The sequence below is a fragment of the Streptomyces sp. DSM 40868 genome, assembly GCF_011820545.1.
Classification (GTDB): domain Bacteria; phylum Actinomycetota; class Actinomycetes; order Streptomycetales; family Streptomycetaceae; genus Streptomyces; species Streptomyces eurythermus.
Genome location: NZ_CP050504.1, coordinates 7,350,086 through 7,366,329, shown reverse-complemented (window position 1 = coordinate 7,366,329; position 16,244 = coordinate 7,350,086). Strand labels below are relative to the sequence as shown.

Annotated in this window: 14 protein-coding genes; all 14 read right to left on the bottom strand. The window is 72.2% G+C overall.

Annotation, left to right across the window (positions count from 1 at the left end):
- Window position 1: 1 nt before the first annotated feature.
- A complete protein-coding gene (gene hpnH / locus HB370_RS33345) occupies window positions 2-1,024 on the bottom strand; it encodes an adenosyl-hopene transferase HpnH (RefSeq protein ID WP_030792682.1) in 1,023 nt (340 codons plus the stop codon).
- 5 nt (window positions 1,025-1,029) lie between these two features.
- Complete coding sequence (locus HB370_RS33340) at window positions 1,030-1,713, bottom strand: hypothetical protein (protein ID WP_030792679.1); 684 nt, start codon at window positions 1,711-1,713, stop codon at window positions 1,030-1,032.
- 1 nt (window position 1,714) lies between these two features.
- Window positions 1,715-3,748 carry a squalene--hopene cyclase gene (gene shc / locus HB370_RS33335; RefSeq protein WP_030792676.1) on the bottom strand — a complete coding sequence of 678 codons (2,034 nt, stop codon included), beginning with the start codon at window positions 3,746-3,748 and terminating at the stop codon, window positions 1,715-1,717.
- 111 nt (window positions 3,749-3,859) lie between these two features.
- Entirely contained in the window at window positions 3,860-4,924 is a 1,065-nt protein-coding gene (locus HB370_RS33330) for a polyprenyl synthetase family protein (protein WP_030792673.1), read from the bottom strand.
- 67 nt (window positions 4,925-4,991) lie between these two features.
- Complete coding sequence (gene hpnE, locus HB370_RS33325) at window positions 4,992-6,470, bottom strand: hydroxysqualene dehydroxylase HpnE (protein WP_030792670.1); 1,479 nt, start codon at window positions 6,468-6,470, stop codon at window positions 4,992-4,994.
- 265 nt (window positions 6,471-6,735) lie between these two features.
- Window positions 6,736-7,686 (bottom strand): presqualene diphosphate synthase HpnD, encoded by a 951-nt coding sequence (gene hpnD / locus HB370_RS33320; RefSeq protein WP_030792667.1) that lies wholly within the window; start codon window positions 7,684-7,686, stop codon window positions 6,736-6,738.
- Entirely contained in the window at window positions 7,683-8,579 is an 897-nt protein-coding gene (hpnC, locus tag HB370_RS33315) for a squalene synthase HpnC (protein WP_030792664.1), read from the bottom strand. Before hpnC ends, hpnD begins: the two co-directional genes overlap by 4 nt.
- Before the next feature lie 361 nt (window positions 8,580-8,940).
- The gene (locus HB370_RS33310) at window positions 8,941-9,720 is read right to left on the bottom strand and encodes an ABC transporter ATP-binding protein (RefSeq protein ID WP_030792661.1); all 780 of its coding nucleotides are present in this window, start codon (window positions 9,718-9,720) and stop codon (window positions 8,941-8,943) included.
- Window positions 9,713-10,642: an ABC transporter permease gene (locus HB370_RS33305; protein ID WP_030792658.1), complete on the bottom strand. Its 930-nt coding sequence runs from the start codon at window positions 10,640-10,642 to the stop codon at window positions 9,713-9,715. The genes HB370_RS33310 and HB370_RS33305 overlap by 8 nt, the downstream gene beginning before the upstream one ends.
- Window positions 10,643-10,732: 90 nt before the next feature.
- Window positions 10,733-11,617: a glycosyltransferase gene (locus tag HB370_RS33300; protein ID WP_037703100.1), complete on the bottom strand. Its 885-nt coding sequence runs from the start codon at window positions 11,615-11,617 to the stop codon at window positions 10,733-10,735.
- Window positions 11,614-12,393: a CDP-alcohol phosphatidyltransferase family protein gene (locus tag HB370_RS33295; RefSeq protein WP_078637786.1), complete on the bottom strand. Its 780-nt coding sequence runs from the start codon at window positions 12,391-12,393 to the stop codon at window positions 11,614-11,616. Before HB370_RS33295 ends, HB370_RS33300 begins: the two co-directional genes overlap by 4 nt.
- Window positions 12,371-13,432, bottom strand: coding sequence for an iron-containing alcohol dehydrogenase family protein (locus HB370_RS33290; RefSeq protein WP_030792650.1), 1,062 nt, complete (start codon window positions 13,430-13,432; stop codon window positions 12,371-12,373). Before HB370_RS33290 ends, HB370_RS33295 begins: the two co-directional genes overlap by 23 nt.
- On the bottom strand, window positions 13,420-14,172 hold the full coding sequence (locus tag HB370_RS33285; RefSeq protein WP_167513060.1) for a phosphocholine cytidylyltransferase family protein: 753 nt from the start codon (window positions 14,170-14,172) through the stop codon (window positions 13,420-13,422). Before HB370_RS33285 ends, HB370_RS33290 begins: the two co-directional genes overlap by 13 nt.
- Window positions 14,169-15,986, bottom strand: coding sequence for a DUF5941 domain-containing protein (locus tag HB370_RS33280; RefSeq protein WP_030788658.1), 1,818 nt, complete (start codon window positions 15,984-15,986; stop codon window positions 14,169-14,171). The genes HB370_RS33285 and HB370_RS33280 overlap by 4 nt, the downstream gene beginning before the upstream one ends.
- Window positions 15,987-16,244: the final 258 nt, after the last annotated feature.

The window sequence follows — 16,244 nt, the reverse complement described above, 5'->3', positions numbered from 1 at the left end:
GTCACTCCCGGTTCCCGGCGACCGTCTCGCGCATGGCCCGCAGGGACTCCTTCAGGGAACCCATGGTGGCGAGGACGGCGGTCGGCTCGTAGCCGCAGTGCGCCATGCAGTTGTCGCAGCGCGGGTCCTTGCCGCGGCCGTACTTGTCCCAGTCGGTCTTCTCCACCAGTTCGCGGTACGTGGGCACGTACCCGTCGCTCATCAGGTAGCAGGGCCGCTGCCAGCCGAAGAGCGAGTAGTTCGGGATCGCCCACGCGGTGCACGGGAAGTCGACCTTGCCCTCCAGGAAGTCCAGGAAGAGCGGGGAGTGGTTGAGCCGCCACTTGCGGCGGTTGCCGCCCGCGAAGGCCTTCCTGAACAGCTCGCGGGTCTGCTCCACGCCGAGGAAGTGGTCCTGGTCCGGGGCCTTCTCGTAGGCGTAGGCGGGCGAGATCATCATCTCGTCGACCTTGAGGTCGTCGTTGAGGAAGTTGAGCACCTCGATGATGGTCTGTGGGGTGTCGGTGTTGAAGAAGGTGGAGTTGGTGGTCACCCGGAAACCGCGCCGCTTGGCCTCCTTGATGGCGGCCACGGCCTCGTCGAACACGCCTTCCTTCGCGACGGATTCGTCGTGCCGCTCGCGCAGCCCGTCGATGTGCACCGCGAACGCGAAGTAGGGCGAGGGGGTGAACTTGTCCATCTTCTTGCGCAGCAGCATCGCGTTGGTGCACAGGAAGACGTACTTCCTCTTGGCCACCAACTGCCGCACGATCTCGTCGATCTGAGGATGCATCAGCGGTTCGCCGCCGGCGATGGAGACCATCGGCGCACCGGACTCCAGCACGGCGCCCACGGCCTGGGCGACCGGCATGCGCTGCTTGAGCACACCGGCGGGATGCTGGATCTTGCCGCAGCCCTCACACTTCAGATTGCAGGCGAAGAGCGGTTCCAGCTCGACAATGAGCGGGAACTTGTCCCGCCTGCGGAGCTTCTGTTCAGCCAGGTATGTAGCGACCTTGATGGACTGGCGCAGCGGCATGGCCATCTGGCTCACCTCCGGGGGAGCAGCAAAGAACGGTGCCAATCGAAAAATGCGGGAAGGACGGAGCGGAGAACGCGGAAGGCCGATATCCCTCCGCGCAGGGTGCCGATCCGGACGAGTTCGTGTTCGGGAGCGTCCACGACGACCCGGACGGCGGCCACCGGCCGTTCGCCGGTGCGGACGGCGGCCAGCAGCGTGGCCGCCGACTCCATGTCCACGGCGATCGCGCCGGTGGCGAGCAGATCGGATCGCTCGGGGCCCCGGACCACGTGGTCGGAGCCGGTGAGCGGGCCGGTGTGGACGGTGCGTCCGGGCAGCAGGCGCGCGAGTTCCTTGGCCAGGAGCTCGGTGCCCACGCACGGCACGGTACCGCGCGGGTCCCGGGTCTCCTCGGCGACCACCAGGTCGCCGGGGTGCATCCCGGGGGCCAGCCCGGCGCAGAAGCCGGTGGCCAGGACGGCCGTGCCGGCGGGTGCCGGGCCGGTCAGGAGCCGGGTGACGGAGCGTTCCGCCGCACGGGGTCCCATGCCCGTGCGGACGTAGGTCACCGGCCCGCCGGCCCCCCGCCCCGCGCCCCGCGGCACCGGCGCGCCCGCCCTGCGCGCCCGGCGGTCGCCGGTGCGCAGGGCGAGGTGCTCGATGCCGAGCGCGCAGGCGATCAGCAGCGGAGCCGGAGCGGGCTGGTGGCTCACATCAGTCTCCCTCGGCCCGTGCGGAGACCTTCCCGGCCGGGGCGGTGAGCAGCTTGCGCTCGAAGGGGTCCCCGTACAGGTACCGGCCGAGTGCGGTGAGCGGGAACACCTGCCGGTACAGGTGGTAGTTGATGGAGAAGTCCCAGGGGAAGCCGGTGCCGGTGAAGTACGGCTCGTCCCAGCCGCCGTCCTCCCGCTGGGTGCCGGCCAGCCACCGCACGCCGCGCTCGACGGCCGCGGAGCCCTTCTCCCCCGCCGCGAGCAGCGCCATCAGCGCCCACGCGGTCTGTGAGGCGGTGGAGGCGCCCCGGCCGCTCCATTCCTTGGCGTCCTTGTAGGAGCGCAGGTCCTCGCCCCAGCCGCCGTCGTCGTTCTGGACGCTCTCCAGCCAGGTCACGGCCCGCCGGATCGCCGGGTGCGAGGTGGGCAGTCCGGCCGCGGTGAGCGCGGGGACCACCGAGCCGGTGCCGTAGATGTAGTTGACGCCCCAGCGGCCGAACCAGGAGCCGTTCGGCTCCTGTTCGGCGAGCAGCCAGTCGATGCCGCGCCGGGTGCGCGGGTCGTCGGCCAGGCCCTCGGCGGCGAGCATCTCCACCACGTGCGCGGTGACGTCGGCGGACGGCGGGTCGATCACCTCGCCGAAGTCGCAGAACGGCAGCCGGTTCGGGAACGGGCTGGTGTTGTCGACGTCGAAGGCGCCCCAGGCGCCGTTCTTCGACTGCATGCCCAGGTTCCAGCGGACGGCGCGGCCGATGGCCCGGTCCACGTGCTCGGGGTCGTGGTGGCGGACCCGGCGCAGCGCGAGCGCGACCTCGGCGGTGTCGTCGATGTCGGGGTAGTTGTCGTTGTGGAACTCGAACGCCCAGCCGCCCGGGGGGAGTTCGGGCCGACGCACGGCCCAGTCGCCGGGTCGGGCGATCTCCTCGCCGAGCATCCAGTCGGCGGCCTTGACCAGTTGCGGGTGGTCCGCGGGCAGTCCGGCGTCCACGAGGGCGATGGTGGCCAGGCAGGTGTCCCACACCGGGGACTGGCATGCCTCGATCATCCGGGCGCCGTCCTCGCGCCACACGGCGAAGCGGTCCAGGGAGGCGAGGCCCTCGCGCAGCACCGGGTGCTTCAGGTCGTAGCCGAGCAGGTGCAGGGCGATGACGGAGTACACGGCCGGGGGCTGGATGCCGCCCCAGCAGCCGTCGTTCTCCTGCCGCTCGATGATCCAGCGGGCCGCCGCGTTCATCGCGGCCTTGCGCAGCCTGCGCACGGCGACCTTGCGGTAGCCGCGGACCACCTTGTCCAGCCGCTGGAAGACCCCGTCCCAGCTCGCCACCGGGGCGAGCGGCTGCGGCGGGTTGGGATTGGCCGGATCGGTGTGCAGCTCGTCCAGCGCGAACGGGGCCGGGCGCACCGGGCGCTTGGCGGAGACGATGGTGAGCGGCACGATGGTCTGCCGCGCCCAGCACCCGAAGTCGTAGATGTTGAGCGGGAACCAGGTGGGGAAGAAGATCAGCTCCGGCGGGAGTTCGGGCAGGTCGTCCCACTTCCACCAGCCGAACAGGGCGAGCCAGATCCGGGTGAAGACCCGGGCGGCGGCGATGCCGCCCTGCTCGCGGATCCAGGCCGAGGCCTTCGCCATGTGCGGCGCGCCGGGCGCGTCGCCGGCCAGGCGCAGGGCGACGTACGCCTCCACGGTGGCGGACAGGTCGCCGGGGCCGCCGTAGAAGGTGGCCCAGGTGCCGTCCTCGCGCTGCTCGCCGCGGATGAACTTCGCGGCGGCCCGCGTGGTGTTCTCGTCCAGGATGCCCAGGAACTGACGGAGCAGCAGATCCTCGGCGTCCATGGTGACGTTGGTCTCCAGGTCGCCTTTCCACCAGCCCTCGGTGTCCTGCCGGGCGAGCAGGAAATCGGTGGCGCGCTGTACGGCGCGCGCGGCGGCTTCTTGTACCCCGGCCGTCTCGGGGATGGTGAGGGTGGAGTCGCTGGCCGCGGCAGCCCGGGACGGCAAGATGGCCCCGGTGCTTCCGTCGGTCGTCGCTGTCATGGCTTCCCCTTCGTGCAGTCGTGCGAGTCGTGCTGCTGTGGGTCCGCCGTCGGCCGGTGTCCTTGGCGACACCGGCCGGCGACTACGCGAGGCTTATCCAGCCAATGGTGATCATCTCTTTCGTACGACGACGAAGTCGGCGAGCGCCGTGAAGGAGTCCCGCACCCGGTCGGGCATGTCCACGGCGTCGAGGGCTTCGATGGCGATGGTGTGCTGACGGCGCGCTTCGGCGGCCGTCCACTCGCGGCCTCCGGCCTCCTCGATGAGGGCGGCGCGGGCCGCGAACTCCTCCTCGGAGAAGTTCTCGAAGTCGCTGCTCTTGGCGTCCGCGGCGAGGATCTCGCCGAGCTGTTCGGAGGCGGGGCCGCCGGCCGCGAGGGCGGCGACGACCGGCAGGGACTTCTTGCGCTGGCGCAGGTCGCTCCAGGTCTGCTTGCCGGTGGCCTCCGGGTCGCCCCAGATGCCGAGCAGGTCGTCCACGGCCTGGAAGGCGAGGCCGAGGTGGTAGCCGTAGCGCTCCAGGGCGTCGGCGGTGGTGTCGTCGGCGCCGCCGAGGACCGCGCCGATGGAGGAGGCGCAGGCGAGCAGGGAACCGGTCTTGTTGCCCTCCATCTCCAGGCACTCCTCGACGCTGACGCGGTCGCGGTGCTCGTAGGAGATGTCCTGGGCCTGGCCGTCGATCAGGGCGCGGGTGGCCGCGGTCAGCCGACGGGCGGCGCGGCCGGCCTCGACCGTGCCGAGCTCCAGCAGGACCTCGCCGGCGAGGGCGAACAGGGCGTCGCCGACCAGGATGGCCTGGGCGGGGCCGTGCACCTTCCAGACGGTGTCGCGGTGCCGGCGCTGCTCGTCGCCGTCCATCAGGTCGTCGTGCAGCAGCGAGAAGTTGTGCACGAGTTCGACGGCGACCGCGCCGGGCACGCCCGCCTCGGGCGCGGCACCGGTGACCTCGGCGGACAGCACGGCCAGCGCGGGGCGGACGGCCTTGCCGCCGTCGCCGTCCACGGGGTTGCCGGCGGCGTCGATCCAGCCGAAGTGGTAGGCGGCCACGGTGTCCATGGGCGGGGCCAGGCGGTCGACGGCCGCCCGCAGCACCGGTGTGGCCAGGTTCCTGCCGCGCTCCAGGAGCGCGGTCACGTCCACCGCGGGCCTCCGAGCGGGCGTCGCGGCCGGGGGCACAGTGGGCACAATCTCTCCTCTGGTTGCGGTACCGGGGGTGCGGGGGCGTTCGCCCTCCGACCGGGCATCAGGCCGCCTCCTCGAACTCGAAGAGGTGGCGGGGTCGGGGCCGGCCCAGGGTGCCGAGCACGGCGTCGGCCGCGCTCACTCCGCTGCGGACCGCACTCTCCATGGTCGCGGGCCACCCGGTGGCGGTCCACGCTCCGGCCAGGTACAGGCCGGGGGCCTTGGTCCGGGCGCCGGGCCTGAGGCGTCCGACGCCGGGGGCGGGGGCGAACGTGGCCGTGCGCTCCCGGGTCACGAAGAAGTCCTTCACCTCGGCGGCGCGGGTGCCGGGGATGAGCCGCTCCAGCTCGGGCAGATAGCGCTCGCGGAGTTCGGCCACCGGCATGTCGATCTCGTCCTGCGCGGCCGACTGGGACAGCGCCAGGTACTGGCCCGCCCGTCGCCCGCCACCACCCTTGTCCGAAGGCCCTTCGGGCCCGCCTTTCAGCAGTCCGGAGGCGTCGGTGCGGTCGAACACCCACTGCACCGGGGTGCCGAGCGCCGCGAGGAAGGGGCGCGCGAGCACTTTGCGGTCGTAGACGACATGGACGTTGAGGATCGGCGCGGTGCCGATCTCCAGCAGCCGTTCGGGCGCGTCCAGGGCGCCGGGCGGGAGCAGGTCGTGGGCCTCGCGCTGGGGCACGGCCAGAACGACGGCGTCCGCGGAAAGCGTCTCGCCGGGAACTCGGACGGTCCACCCGCCGTTGTCGTTGGTGGAGACGGAGGTGACGCGTGTACGGACCTCGGTACGGACGCCCGCGGAGTCGAGCGCCTTGCGGGCCAGCCGGTCGTGCAGTTCGCCCAGCGGGACGCGGGCCCAGCCGATGTCGGCCGCGCCCGGGTCGGACAGCAGACCGGTCTTGAACACCATCGCGGCGAGCCCCAGCGAGGCGTCGCCCGCGACCGCGTTGAGGGTGGCGACCCCGACCAGGTCCCACAGGGCCTCGATGGCGCGCGCGGACTGGCCGTGCGCGGCCAGCCAGCTGCCGAAGTCCTGGGAGTCCAGGGTCGGATCGGCGAGGTCGAGCCCCTTCAGCGCGAGCGCGGCCCGCCCGACGGCGGCGCGCTCGGCGAGCGAGAGGTGCGGATAGGCGGCCAGGCTGCGTCCCAGGTGGAGGGGGACGGGCAGCGGGTCGCGCCGCAGTCTGCCGAGCCGCCGGCCCACGGGCTTGGCGACGTCGACGACGGGCACGTCCAGGCGGTCCTGCAGCGGTGCCAGCGCCGCGCCCTGGATCCGGTCGAGGAACCAGCGGTAGGCGGTGCAGCAGCGCAGGTACACGTGCTGGCCGTTGTCGACGGTCAGTTCGCCGCGCTGGAAGGAGAAGGCGAGGCCGCCCAGCCTGGGCCTGCCTTCGAGCAGGGTGACCCGGATGCCCGCGTCGGCGAGGGCGAGCGCCGCGGTGATCCCGGCGAGTCCGCCACCGACCACGACCGCGCTGCGGGCGGCCGTCGGCGAGGGGGCGGCCGGTGCCGGTGCGGGGTGGGGTGAGCCGTCGCTCATCGTGCGTCCTTCCGTGCGAGCGCTGCGCGGGCCGAACCGGTGCGGGCCGCCCTTCGTCCGCGGCTTCGTCGTGGCCGGCCGTGCGGGCGGTCCTGCCCGCGCGCCGGCGGCCGCGCGCCGGACACGGCCCCGCGCCCTCGCGGGGCGCGGGCATGCCGGGCACGGGGCGCACGGACAGCCGCCGCAGTCAGGGACGCCGCGCCGGGGTGGAGGGTTGCCTGGCGCGTGCCGTCCTCTCCGGCCGGCTCCGGTTCGGTGCGCTGCATCAGGCGCGCCTCCGGACGGAGCCCCGGGCGACATGGCGGGTGTCGAGGCCGGACAGGCCGCGCACGGCGACGTACGCCTTCTCGTGTCCGGGCAGCGAGACCCGGCCGCGCAGCACGGCCTCCGGGTCGCGCTCGATGCGGTCGAGCAGCCGGCGGTAGATGCCGGCCATCGCGGCGACGCAGGCACCGCTGCGCCGGTCGAGCATGGGCAGCAGCCGGTAGCCCTCGGCGAAAAGGGCCCGGGCGCGCCGTACTTCGAAGTGGACGAGGCCGGCGAAGTCGGAGCCCTCCGGCGGGGTCGGCGCGCGGAAGCCGGCCGAGCAGCCGAACTTGGCGAGGTCGTCGGCGGGCAGGTAGGTACGGCCGCCGAGCGCGTCCTCGCGGACGTCGCGGAGGATGTTGGTGAGCTGGAGGGCGAGGCCGAGGGTGTCGGCGTACTCGGCCGCGCGTTCGGCGCCGCGCGCGCCGGGTCCGGTGCCGAACACGCCGAGCGAGAGGCGGCCGATGGCACCGGCGACACACCGGCAGTACAGCTTGAGGTCGTCCCAGGTCTCGTAGGTCTCCCCGCGCACGTCCATCTGGACGCCGTCGATCAGTTCGTCCAGGCCGCCGAGCGGGATCGGGAAGGCCCGCGCGGCGTGGCTGAGGGCGACGGCCACCGGGTCGGTGTCGTCCTCCTCGACCTCTCCGGCGCGGATCCGGGCGAGCAGCGCCCGGGTGTCCTCGAGCCGCGACAGCTTGACCTCGTCGGTTAGGCCGCCGTCGCCGATGTCGTCCACGCGCCGGGAGAACGCGTACAGCGCCGACATGGCGCGGCGCTTGGCCGCCGGCAGCAGCCGGATGCCGTACGCGAAGTTACGGGCCTGCTGCCCGGTGACGGCCTCGCAGTAGCTGTAGGCGGCGAGTACCGGTGCGGACACGTGCGGCGCAGACTCCACGGTCCGGATCACCCCTCTCCTCGCAGGATCACGCCCACCTCACGCAGCAACTGGACCTTGCCGGGTCTGGGCGGGCCGGGAAGTACGTCGAATCCGGCGGCGGTGATCGCTTCGATCGCCGCCCTTCCCCCCGCCACGAACCCCGCGAGCAGCAGCTTCAGCCTGCCGTGGACGCTACCCACCAGGGGAGCGCCTTCATCCAGCAGATCGCGGGCGCGTTGTGCTTCGTATGCAACCAGGGCGCGCACTGATGCGCCCGCGCTTTTTTGGCCAAGATCAGCTTCTTGGACGTGGAAGCGCTTCATGTCCTCGGCCGGCAGGTAGATCCGGTCGCGGCCGAGGTCCTCGGCGACGTCCTGGAGGTGCTCCACGATCTGCAGCGCGGTGCAGATCGCGTCGGACAGCCGGATCCGCTCGGGGGTGGAGGTGCCGGTGACGCCGAGGACGAGGCGTCCGACGGGGTTGGCCGACAGCGCGCAGTAGGCGAGGAGGTCGTCGTAGGTCTCGTACCGGGCGACGAGCTGGTCCTGGCGGTTGGCGGCGATCAGCCCGAGGAACGGCTCGGGGGTGAGGGCGCGGCGCCGGACGGTGGGCTGCAGGCGGCGCAGCAGCGGGTGGTGCGGCGTGCCGTCGAAGACCCGGCGCAGGTCCTCTTCGAAGGCGTCGAGGAGGAGCAGCCGGTCGGTGGCCTCGGCGGGCGACACGCCGAGCGCGCGGGCGTCGGCGCCGCCGGGGGCGAGGTCGCCGTCGCCGATGTCGTCCACGAGGCGGGCGAAGCCGTACACCGCCATGAGGTCGGCGCGCCAGGCGCGGGGCAGGAAGAAGGGGGCCACCGGGAAGTTCTCGCTCGCGGCCTTGTCCAGGGTGGCGCGTTCCAGGCCGGACGCCGTATCGGTGGCCGTCATCGGACGCTGCCCGGGGCGGGGACGGCACACGCTGCGTTGAGCTGGGGCGTTTCCGTAGCCATTGCCGTCACATCTCCCGTTCTACACTGCCGACCCAATACACACTATTTCGGACACGCCGCCCCGCAATGCGCGAAGACACCTCCGCAAGGGAAGGCGCGCATTATGGCCGCACTTGCCGGTTTCCGGCACCGGTACAGCTTACGTTGTACAACGTGGCGCCCATCGTCGGGGTGTCCCGCACATCACAACAACACACCGATTGGCTCCAAGATTCCTGAAGCTGGGCCGAGTTGACGTTTCCTTTGCAGTGGAAGGGCCCCGCCGGACGAAATTCCGACGGGGCCCTGGCCGAAACGGGTTACTTGCCCGTGAACTTCTCGTACTCCTTCAGGACCTCGTCGGTGGGTCCGTCCATCCGCAGTTCACCGCGCTCCAGCCACAACACGCGGTTGCAGGTGTCGCGGATCGACTTGTTGTTGTGACTGACCAGAAAGACCGTTCCGGCCTCTTTGCGCAGTTCCCGGATGCGTTCCTCGGAGCGCTGCTGGAACTTGCGGTCGCCGGTGGCCAGCGCCTCGTCGATCATCAGGACGTCGTGGTCCTTGGCGGCGGCGATGGAGAAACGCAGCCGGGCCGCCATACCGGAGGAGTAGGTGCGCATCGGCAGGGTGATGAAGTCGCCCTTCTCGTTGATGCCGGAGAAGTCGACGATGTCCTGGTAACGCTCCTTGATCTGCTCCCGGGACATGCCCATGGCCAGACCGCCCAGGATGACGTTCCGCTCGCCGGTGAGGTCGTTCATCAGGGCCGCGTTCACGCCCAGCAGGGACGGCTGGCCGTCGGTGTAGACCTTGCCCTTCTCCGCGGGCAGCAGGCCGGCCACGGCGCGCAGCAGGGTCGACTTGCCGGAGCCGTTGGAGCCGATCAGGCCGATGGCCTCGCCGCGGTAGGCGACGAAGGACACGCCGCGCACGGCGTGCACCTTGCGCACGCCCCGCTCCTCGCCGCGCCGGAGGATGCGGCTGAGGGCCGCCGTCGCGCTGCCCTTGCCGGACTTGGCTCCGTTGACCCGGTAGACGATGTGCAGATCGTCCGCGATGACCGTCGGGCGCCGGTCCTGATTGTGCTGCTCAGCCACGGCCGTACCGCTCCTCCGCCTTCCAGAAGTACACGAAGCCGCCGGCGAAGAAGACCACGGCCCAGAACAGGGCGATGGCCCACACGTGCGGCGGCAGGTGCGACGAGCCGTAGCCGTCGATCAGGGCGAACCGCATCAGGTCCATGTAGATCGCGACCGGGTTGACCTGGAGCACCCGGACGATCCACTCGGGGCGGCCCGCCAGCATGTTGTTGATCGAGAACATGACACCGGAGGCGTACATCCAGGTACGCAGCAGGAACGGCATCAGCTGCGCGAGGTCCGGCGTCTTGGCGCCCATGCGGGCCACGATCAGCGCCAGCCCGGTGTTGAACAGGAACTGGAGCACCAGCACCGGCACGATCAGCAGCCAGGACAGGCCGGGGTAGCTGCCGAAGCCGATCGCCACGGCGAACAGCACCAGCATCGAGAACAGCAGCTGCTGGAGCTGCTGGAGCGAGAAGGAGATGGGCAGCGAGGCGCGCGGGAAGTGCAGGGCGCGCACCAGTCCGAGGTTGCCGGAGATCGCGCGGACGCCCGACATCACCGAGCTCTGGGTGAAGGTGAACACGAACACGCCGGTGACCAGGAACGGGATGTACACGTCCTGGGACATGCCGCGGCTGGCGTGCAGGATCAGCCCGAAGATGAAGAAGTAGACGGCCGCGTTCAGCAGGGGCGTGGCCACCTGCCAGAGCTGGCCGAGTTTGGCCTGGCTGTACTGGGCGGTCAGCTTGGCCTGGGAGAAGGCCAGGATGAAGTGGCGACGGCCCCACAGCTGTCGGACGTACTCCACGAGCGAGGGCCGGGCGCCGCTCACGGAGAGCCCGTACTTGGCGGCCAGCTCGGCCGCCGTCAGTCCCGCGTCGGGCGACGCGGCCGCGGTCACCGCGACCGTGCCGTCGTGCATGGTCTCACTCACAGGTGGAAACTTTCGTCTTCGGGTACGCGTGTCTGGTTCGTCCTGCGGGGGGCCGCGCACGGCGGCACCGGCCCGTCGGGGACGAGCTTGTCAGATGACCGGGGGACGGCCCAGTCGGGTGAGTCGCCATACCGTACGCCAGCGCATCGGGCGGCGGGGACCGCACGGCGTGGTCCAGCCTTCCCGGAAGCCGCCGAACCACGCCTTCAGTGCCGGTCCCGAGGGGCGGCGGGCCAGGGTGAGCAGCAGCCAGACGCCGAGGTAGACCGGGACCAGGGGGGCGGGCAGGTTGCGGCGGGCGAGCCAGACCCGGTTGCGGGCGACCATGCGGTGGTAGACGGCGTGCCGCGACGGCGCGGTCGTCGGGTGGTACAGCACCATGTCGGACCGGTAGTCGATCATCCAGCCCGCGTCCAGCGCCCGCCAGGCCAGGTCGGTCTCCTCGTGCGCGTAGAAGAACTCGCCGGGCAGGACGCCGACCTCCGCGAAGACGCGGGTGCGCACGGCGTTGGCGCCGCCGAGGAAGGTGGTGACCCGGGAGGAGCGCATCGGGTCGGAGGCGCGCAGCCGGGGGACGTGCCGGCGCTGGGTCACGCCGGTGTCGGGGTCGGCGATGCGGAAGCTGATGATGCCCAGCTCGGGGTCCGCGGCGAAGGCCTCGCGGCACAGCTCGGCGGTGTCGTGGCGGGCGAGCAGGCCGTCGTCGTCGAGGAAGAGCAATATGTCGACATCGCGGCCGCCGGGTCCGAAGGCCTCTATGCCGACGTTGCGCCCGCCGGGGATGCCGAGGTTCTCGGGCACCTCCACGGTCCGTACGCCCTCGGGCACCTCCGGGACGGGCGAGCCGTTGCCGACGACGACGACCTCGACCGGGTCGCCGTCCTGCTTGGCGACGGAGTCGAGCAGGGCCCGCAGTTCCTCGGGCCGGTTGCCCATGGTGATGATGACGGCACCGACCTTCATGGGCGCGCTCACTTCAGCCTGCTGGAGGCGAGGATGGACACCAGGTGCAGCAGGGTCTGCAGCAGGGCGATGCCGGCCAGCACGGCGGTGCCGAGGCGGGTGAAGAACAGGTCGCCGCGGGCCTGGTCCACGATCGCGAGGACGAGGATGAGCAACGATGCCTCGATGCCGAGGATCAGCCGGTGGAACTTCAGCGCCGAGGCGGCCCGCCGGGCCAGCGCCATGCCGGAGGAGCGCGGCTCGGACGCGGCCTCCTGCACCGGGGGCTTGCCGGTCTGGTGCCGGGCGACGCCGACCAGGTCGGTCTCGGCCTTGATCAGGATGGCACCGAGCGCGGCGAGGGTGCCGAGGAAGGCCCACAGCCAGTCGATCCGGCCGGTGCCCCACAGGTCGGCGGCGCGCAGGCCGAGGCCGACCAGCACGGCCGCGTCGGTGAGGTAGGCGCCGACCCGGTCCAGGTAGACCCCGCCCAGTGAGTACTGCTGCTTCCAGCGGGCGACCTCGCCGTCCACGCAGTCCAGCAGCAGGTACAGCTGGGTGGCGACCACGCCGAGCACCGCGCCCGTGATCCCCGGCACCAGCAGGGCCGGGGTCGCGAGCACGCCGCAGACGGTCATCAGGTACGTGAGCTGGTTGGGCGTGACCCTGGTGTTGACCAGGTAGCGGTCGACGCGCAGGGACACCTCGCGCATGTAGAGGCGTCCCGCCCAGTGCTCACCGCTGCGCCGGTCCTTCACCCCCGCGGGGTGGACGACCGGACGGAGTTCAGCTACCGATGGCCTTGACATAGTCGGCGTAGATGTCCTTGATCTGGTTCGTCTTGAGGTCGAGGTGTTCGAGGATGGTGTAGCGGCCGGGCCGGGTCTCCGGGGCGAACTCGACCGCGCGGACGAACTCGTCCACCGTGAAGCCGATCTCCTCCGGCAGGACCGGGAGCCCGTGCCGGCGCAGCACCTCGGCCATGTACGCCGACTCCTCGTGGGCGCCGCGCAGATACATCGCGAAGGCGGCGCCGAGGCCGCACTGCTCGCCGTGGGCGGCGGCGCGCTTGGGGTAGAGCAGGTCGAAGGCGTGGTTGATCTCGTGGCAGGCGCCGGAGGACGGGCGGGAGTCGCCCGACACGGACATGGCGATCCCGGTGAGGACCAGCGCCTCGGCCAGCACCTGGAGGAAGCCGTCCTCGCCGACTCCCCCGGGGTGCCGCAGCACCGCCTCGCCGGCCTGGCGGGCCATGGCGGCGGCGAGGCCGTCGACCTTCTCGCCGTTGACCTGGTGGGACAGCTCCCAGTCCGCGACGGCGGAGATGTTGGAGATGGCGTCGCCGATGCCGGAGCGGACGAACCGGACGGGTGCCTCGCGGATCACGTCGAGGTCGATGATGACCGCGATCGGGTTGGGCACGCCGTAGGAGCCGCGGCCCGCGTCGTTGTCGAGGGTCGCGACCGGTGAGCACAGGCCGTCGTGGGCGAGGTTGGTGGCGACGGCGACCAGCGGCAGGCCGACGCGGGACGCCGCGAACTTGGCACAGTCGATGATCTTGCCGCCGCCGAGACCGACGACCGCGTCGTAGTGACCGGCCTTGATGTCGCCGGCCAGCCGGATGGCGTCGTCCAGGGTGCCGCCGCCGACCTCGTACCAGGTGGCGCCGGGCAGGGTGGGGGCGATGCGCTCGCGCAGCCGGGCGCCGGAGCCGCCGCTGACGGCGATGGCGAGCCGGCCCGACTGCGAGATGCGTTCGTCGGCGAGCACACAGGCCAGGTCGTCCAGGGCACCCGGGCGGATGTCCACGACGACCGGCGAGGGGATCAGCCTCGTCAGTACCGGCACGCGATCTCCCGTCCCCGGGCGAGGTCGTCGTGGTTGTCGATCTCGACCCAGTCGACCTCGCCGATCGGCGCCACGTCGATACGGAAGCCGCGGTTGACCAGCTCCTGGTAGCCGTGCTCGTAGAACTGCTGCGGGTCGCTCTCCCAGACCGTCTTCAGCGCGTCCGCCAGCTCCGGCGCCGCGTCGCCCTCGATCAGGGTGACGCCGATGTACTCACCGGTGGCCTCCGCCGGGTCCATCAGCTTGGTGATCCTCGTCATCCCCTTGGCGGGGTCGACGACGACCTTCATCTCCTCGTCGGCCAGCTTCTTCACCGTGTCCACGGCGAGGACGATCCGCTTGCCCTCGCCCCGGGCGGCCAGCAGCGTCTTCTCCACCGACACCGGGTGCACGGTGTCACCGTTGGCGAGGATCACCCCGTCGCGCAGCGCGTCCCGGCCGCACCACAGGGAGTAGGCGTTGTTCCACTCCTCGGCCTTGTCGTTGTCGATCAGCGTGAGCCTCAGGCCGTACTTGGCCTCCAGCGCCGCCTTGCGCGCGTAGACGGCCTCCTTGCGGTAACCGACGATGACCGCGACCTCGGTCAGCCCGATCTCGGCGAAGTTCCCCAGCGTCAGGTCCAGGACCGTGGGCTCGCCCTCCACGCCCTCGGGCCCCACCGGCACCAGCGCCTTGGGCAGCGTGTCGGTGTAGGGGCGCAGACGCCGTCCGGCGCCGGCCGCCAGCACGAGGCCGATCATGCGGTTTCTCCTTCATCGTGTACGGCGGGCGCCCCGGCGGACACCCAGAAGCGGACGCTCTCGACGAGCACCACCAGGGCGATGACCACGGCGAGAACCGTGAGCGCGGCCTTGAACTGCGCGGCCGTGAGCACGGCGGCCAGGACGGTGAGGAGCAGCGTCCGCCCCTCCTGCCCACCGATGGCGCGCACCAGCCAGGCCGGGGGCGCTCCGGCGTTGCCGCGGATGCGGTACACCGTGTCGTAGTGATGGTAGGCGACGGCCGCCACCAGCCCGAAAGCGGCGGGAAGGGCTCCGTTCACCCCCGCTTCACCGGCCAGGGCGAGGACCGTGCCGTACTCGGCGGCCCGGAACAGCGGGGGGACCAGCCAGTCCAGGGCGCCCTTGAGCGGGCGGGCCACGGCGAGGGCCGAGGTGAGGACGTAGACCAGGGCCCCGGCCACCGGGAGGGCGCCGCCGAAGTCCGAGAGGGCGGAGCAGGCCACGACCGCGGCGCCGCCGAGGAGGGCGACGGCGGGCACGGCGAAACCGGGCAGGCCGCGCCGGAACACCCGGCGGACCGCGTTCGCGAGCGGCCCGGAGTCGGCGAGGTCGGCGAGCGCCCGGGCGGCCCGGTCGGTGCGCCGGGCCCTGCGGGTCACCGAGCGCAGCACCCGGCCGGCCGTGGTGTACGCCGCGGCCAGGGCGCAGCCGACGAGCAGGGCGTAGAAGGTGATGCGGGGGGTGGTGGCCGCGGTGAGGACCGCGATCATCGCCCAGCGTTCGCCGATCGGCAGCACGATCATGCGGCGCACCCAGACCGTCCAGCCGACGCTGTCGAGCTTGTCGGAGAGGGCGGCGGTGGGGCTGGTGTTGGCGGTGGCGTCGTGGTTGGCCTCGTTGAAGGAGAAGTCGACCACGTGCCGGCAGGTCTGCAGGACCATCGCGCCGAGGGCGAGCGCCCAGACGTCGTCGCCGCCGCGGGCCGCGCCGAGGGCGAGGCCCGCGTAGTAGGCGTACTCCTTGGCCCGGTCGAAGGTGGCGTCGAGCCAGGCGCCGAGGGTGGAGTACTTCAGCGCGTAGCGGGCGAGCTGGCCGTCGGTGCAGTCCAGCACGAAGGACGCGATGAGCAGCACGCCGGCCGCGACGAAGCCGCCGCGGGTGCCGGTCGCCGCGCAGCCGGCCGCGATCAGCGCGGTGAGCAGCGAGGCCGTGGTGACCTGGTTCGGGGTCAGGCCGCGGCGGGCGCACCAGCGGGCGAGGTAGCGCGAGTAGGGGCTGATGAAGAACGTGGTGAAGAAGCCGTCGCGGGACTTCACGGCCGACTTCAGGCGGACGGCCTCCTCGTCGACGGCGGCGACGGCCCGCCGGGCCTCGTCCCGTGCCCGCGGATCGGCGGGCACGGTGGCGACCAGGCTGCCCAGCTCGGGCCGGTGCACCGCGCCGCCGTCGTCCGCCAGGGCGCCGGCCACGTGGTCGGCGAGGCTGTCCACGGCGAGCGCGGGGGCGCCGCCCTCGGCGGGGCGGGCGGGCGCGGAGGTCGCGCGGGCCACGGCCCGGGTGAGGGCCTGCCGGGCGGCGGGCTGGGCGGTGACGGCGCCGGGTACGGCGGCGAGCGGGAAGCGCGGGTCGGTCAGGCCGAGGCGCAGGGCGTGCGGGTGGCCGACGAAGCGGGCGTCGACCAGGGCGACGCGCCGGTCGGCCGGCACGGCGGCGAGCAGGGTCTCGGTCTCGGCGGCGTCGGCGGCCACGCGCACGTCGAAGCCGAGGGACCGCAGATCGTTCTCCAGTGACGATCCGGGGACCGGCTGACCGGTGACGATGGCGGTCGACAACCGAACTCACTCCCTGGGTGCCGGCGCGCGGCGCCGGTCTGCTGCATGGTGGGGCGCCCCGGCCTGCGGCACCGGGCGGCATGTCGGCAGAGGCTATCGGATGGGCCGGAGCCCGCGTTCACCGGCCGTTCACGGCCCGGTCCACCGGGGCTGACCCGGCCTTTGCCGCGATCATCATCAGGGATCCGGGGCCCCGCCCACAAACCCGTGGAGCAGACCCGGGCAACCGGGACACCGGGCGACTCGAGGCGCCGGGCA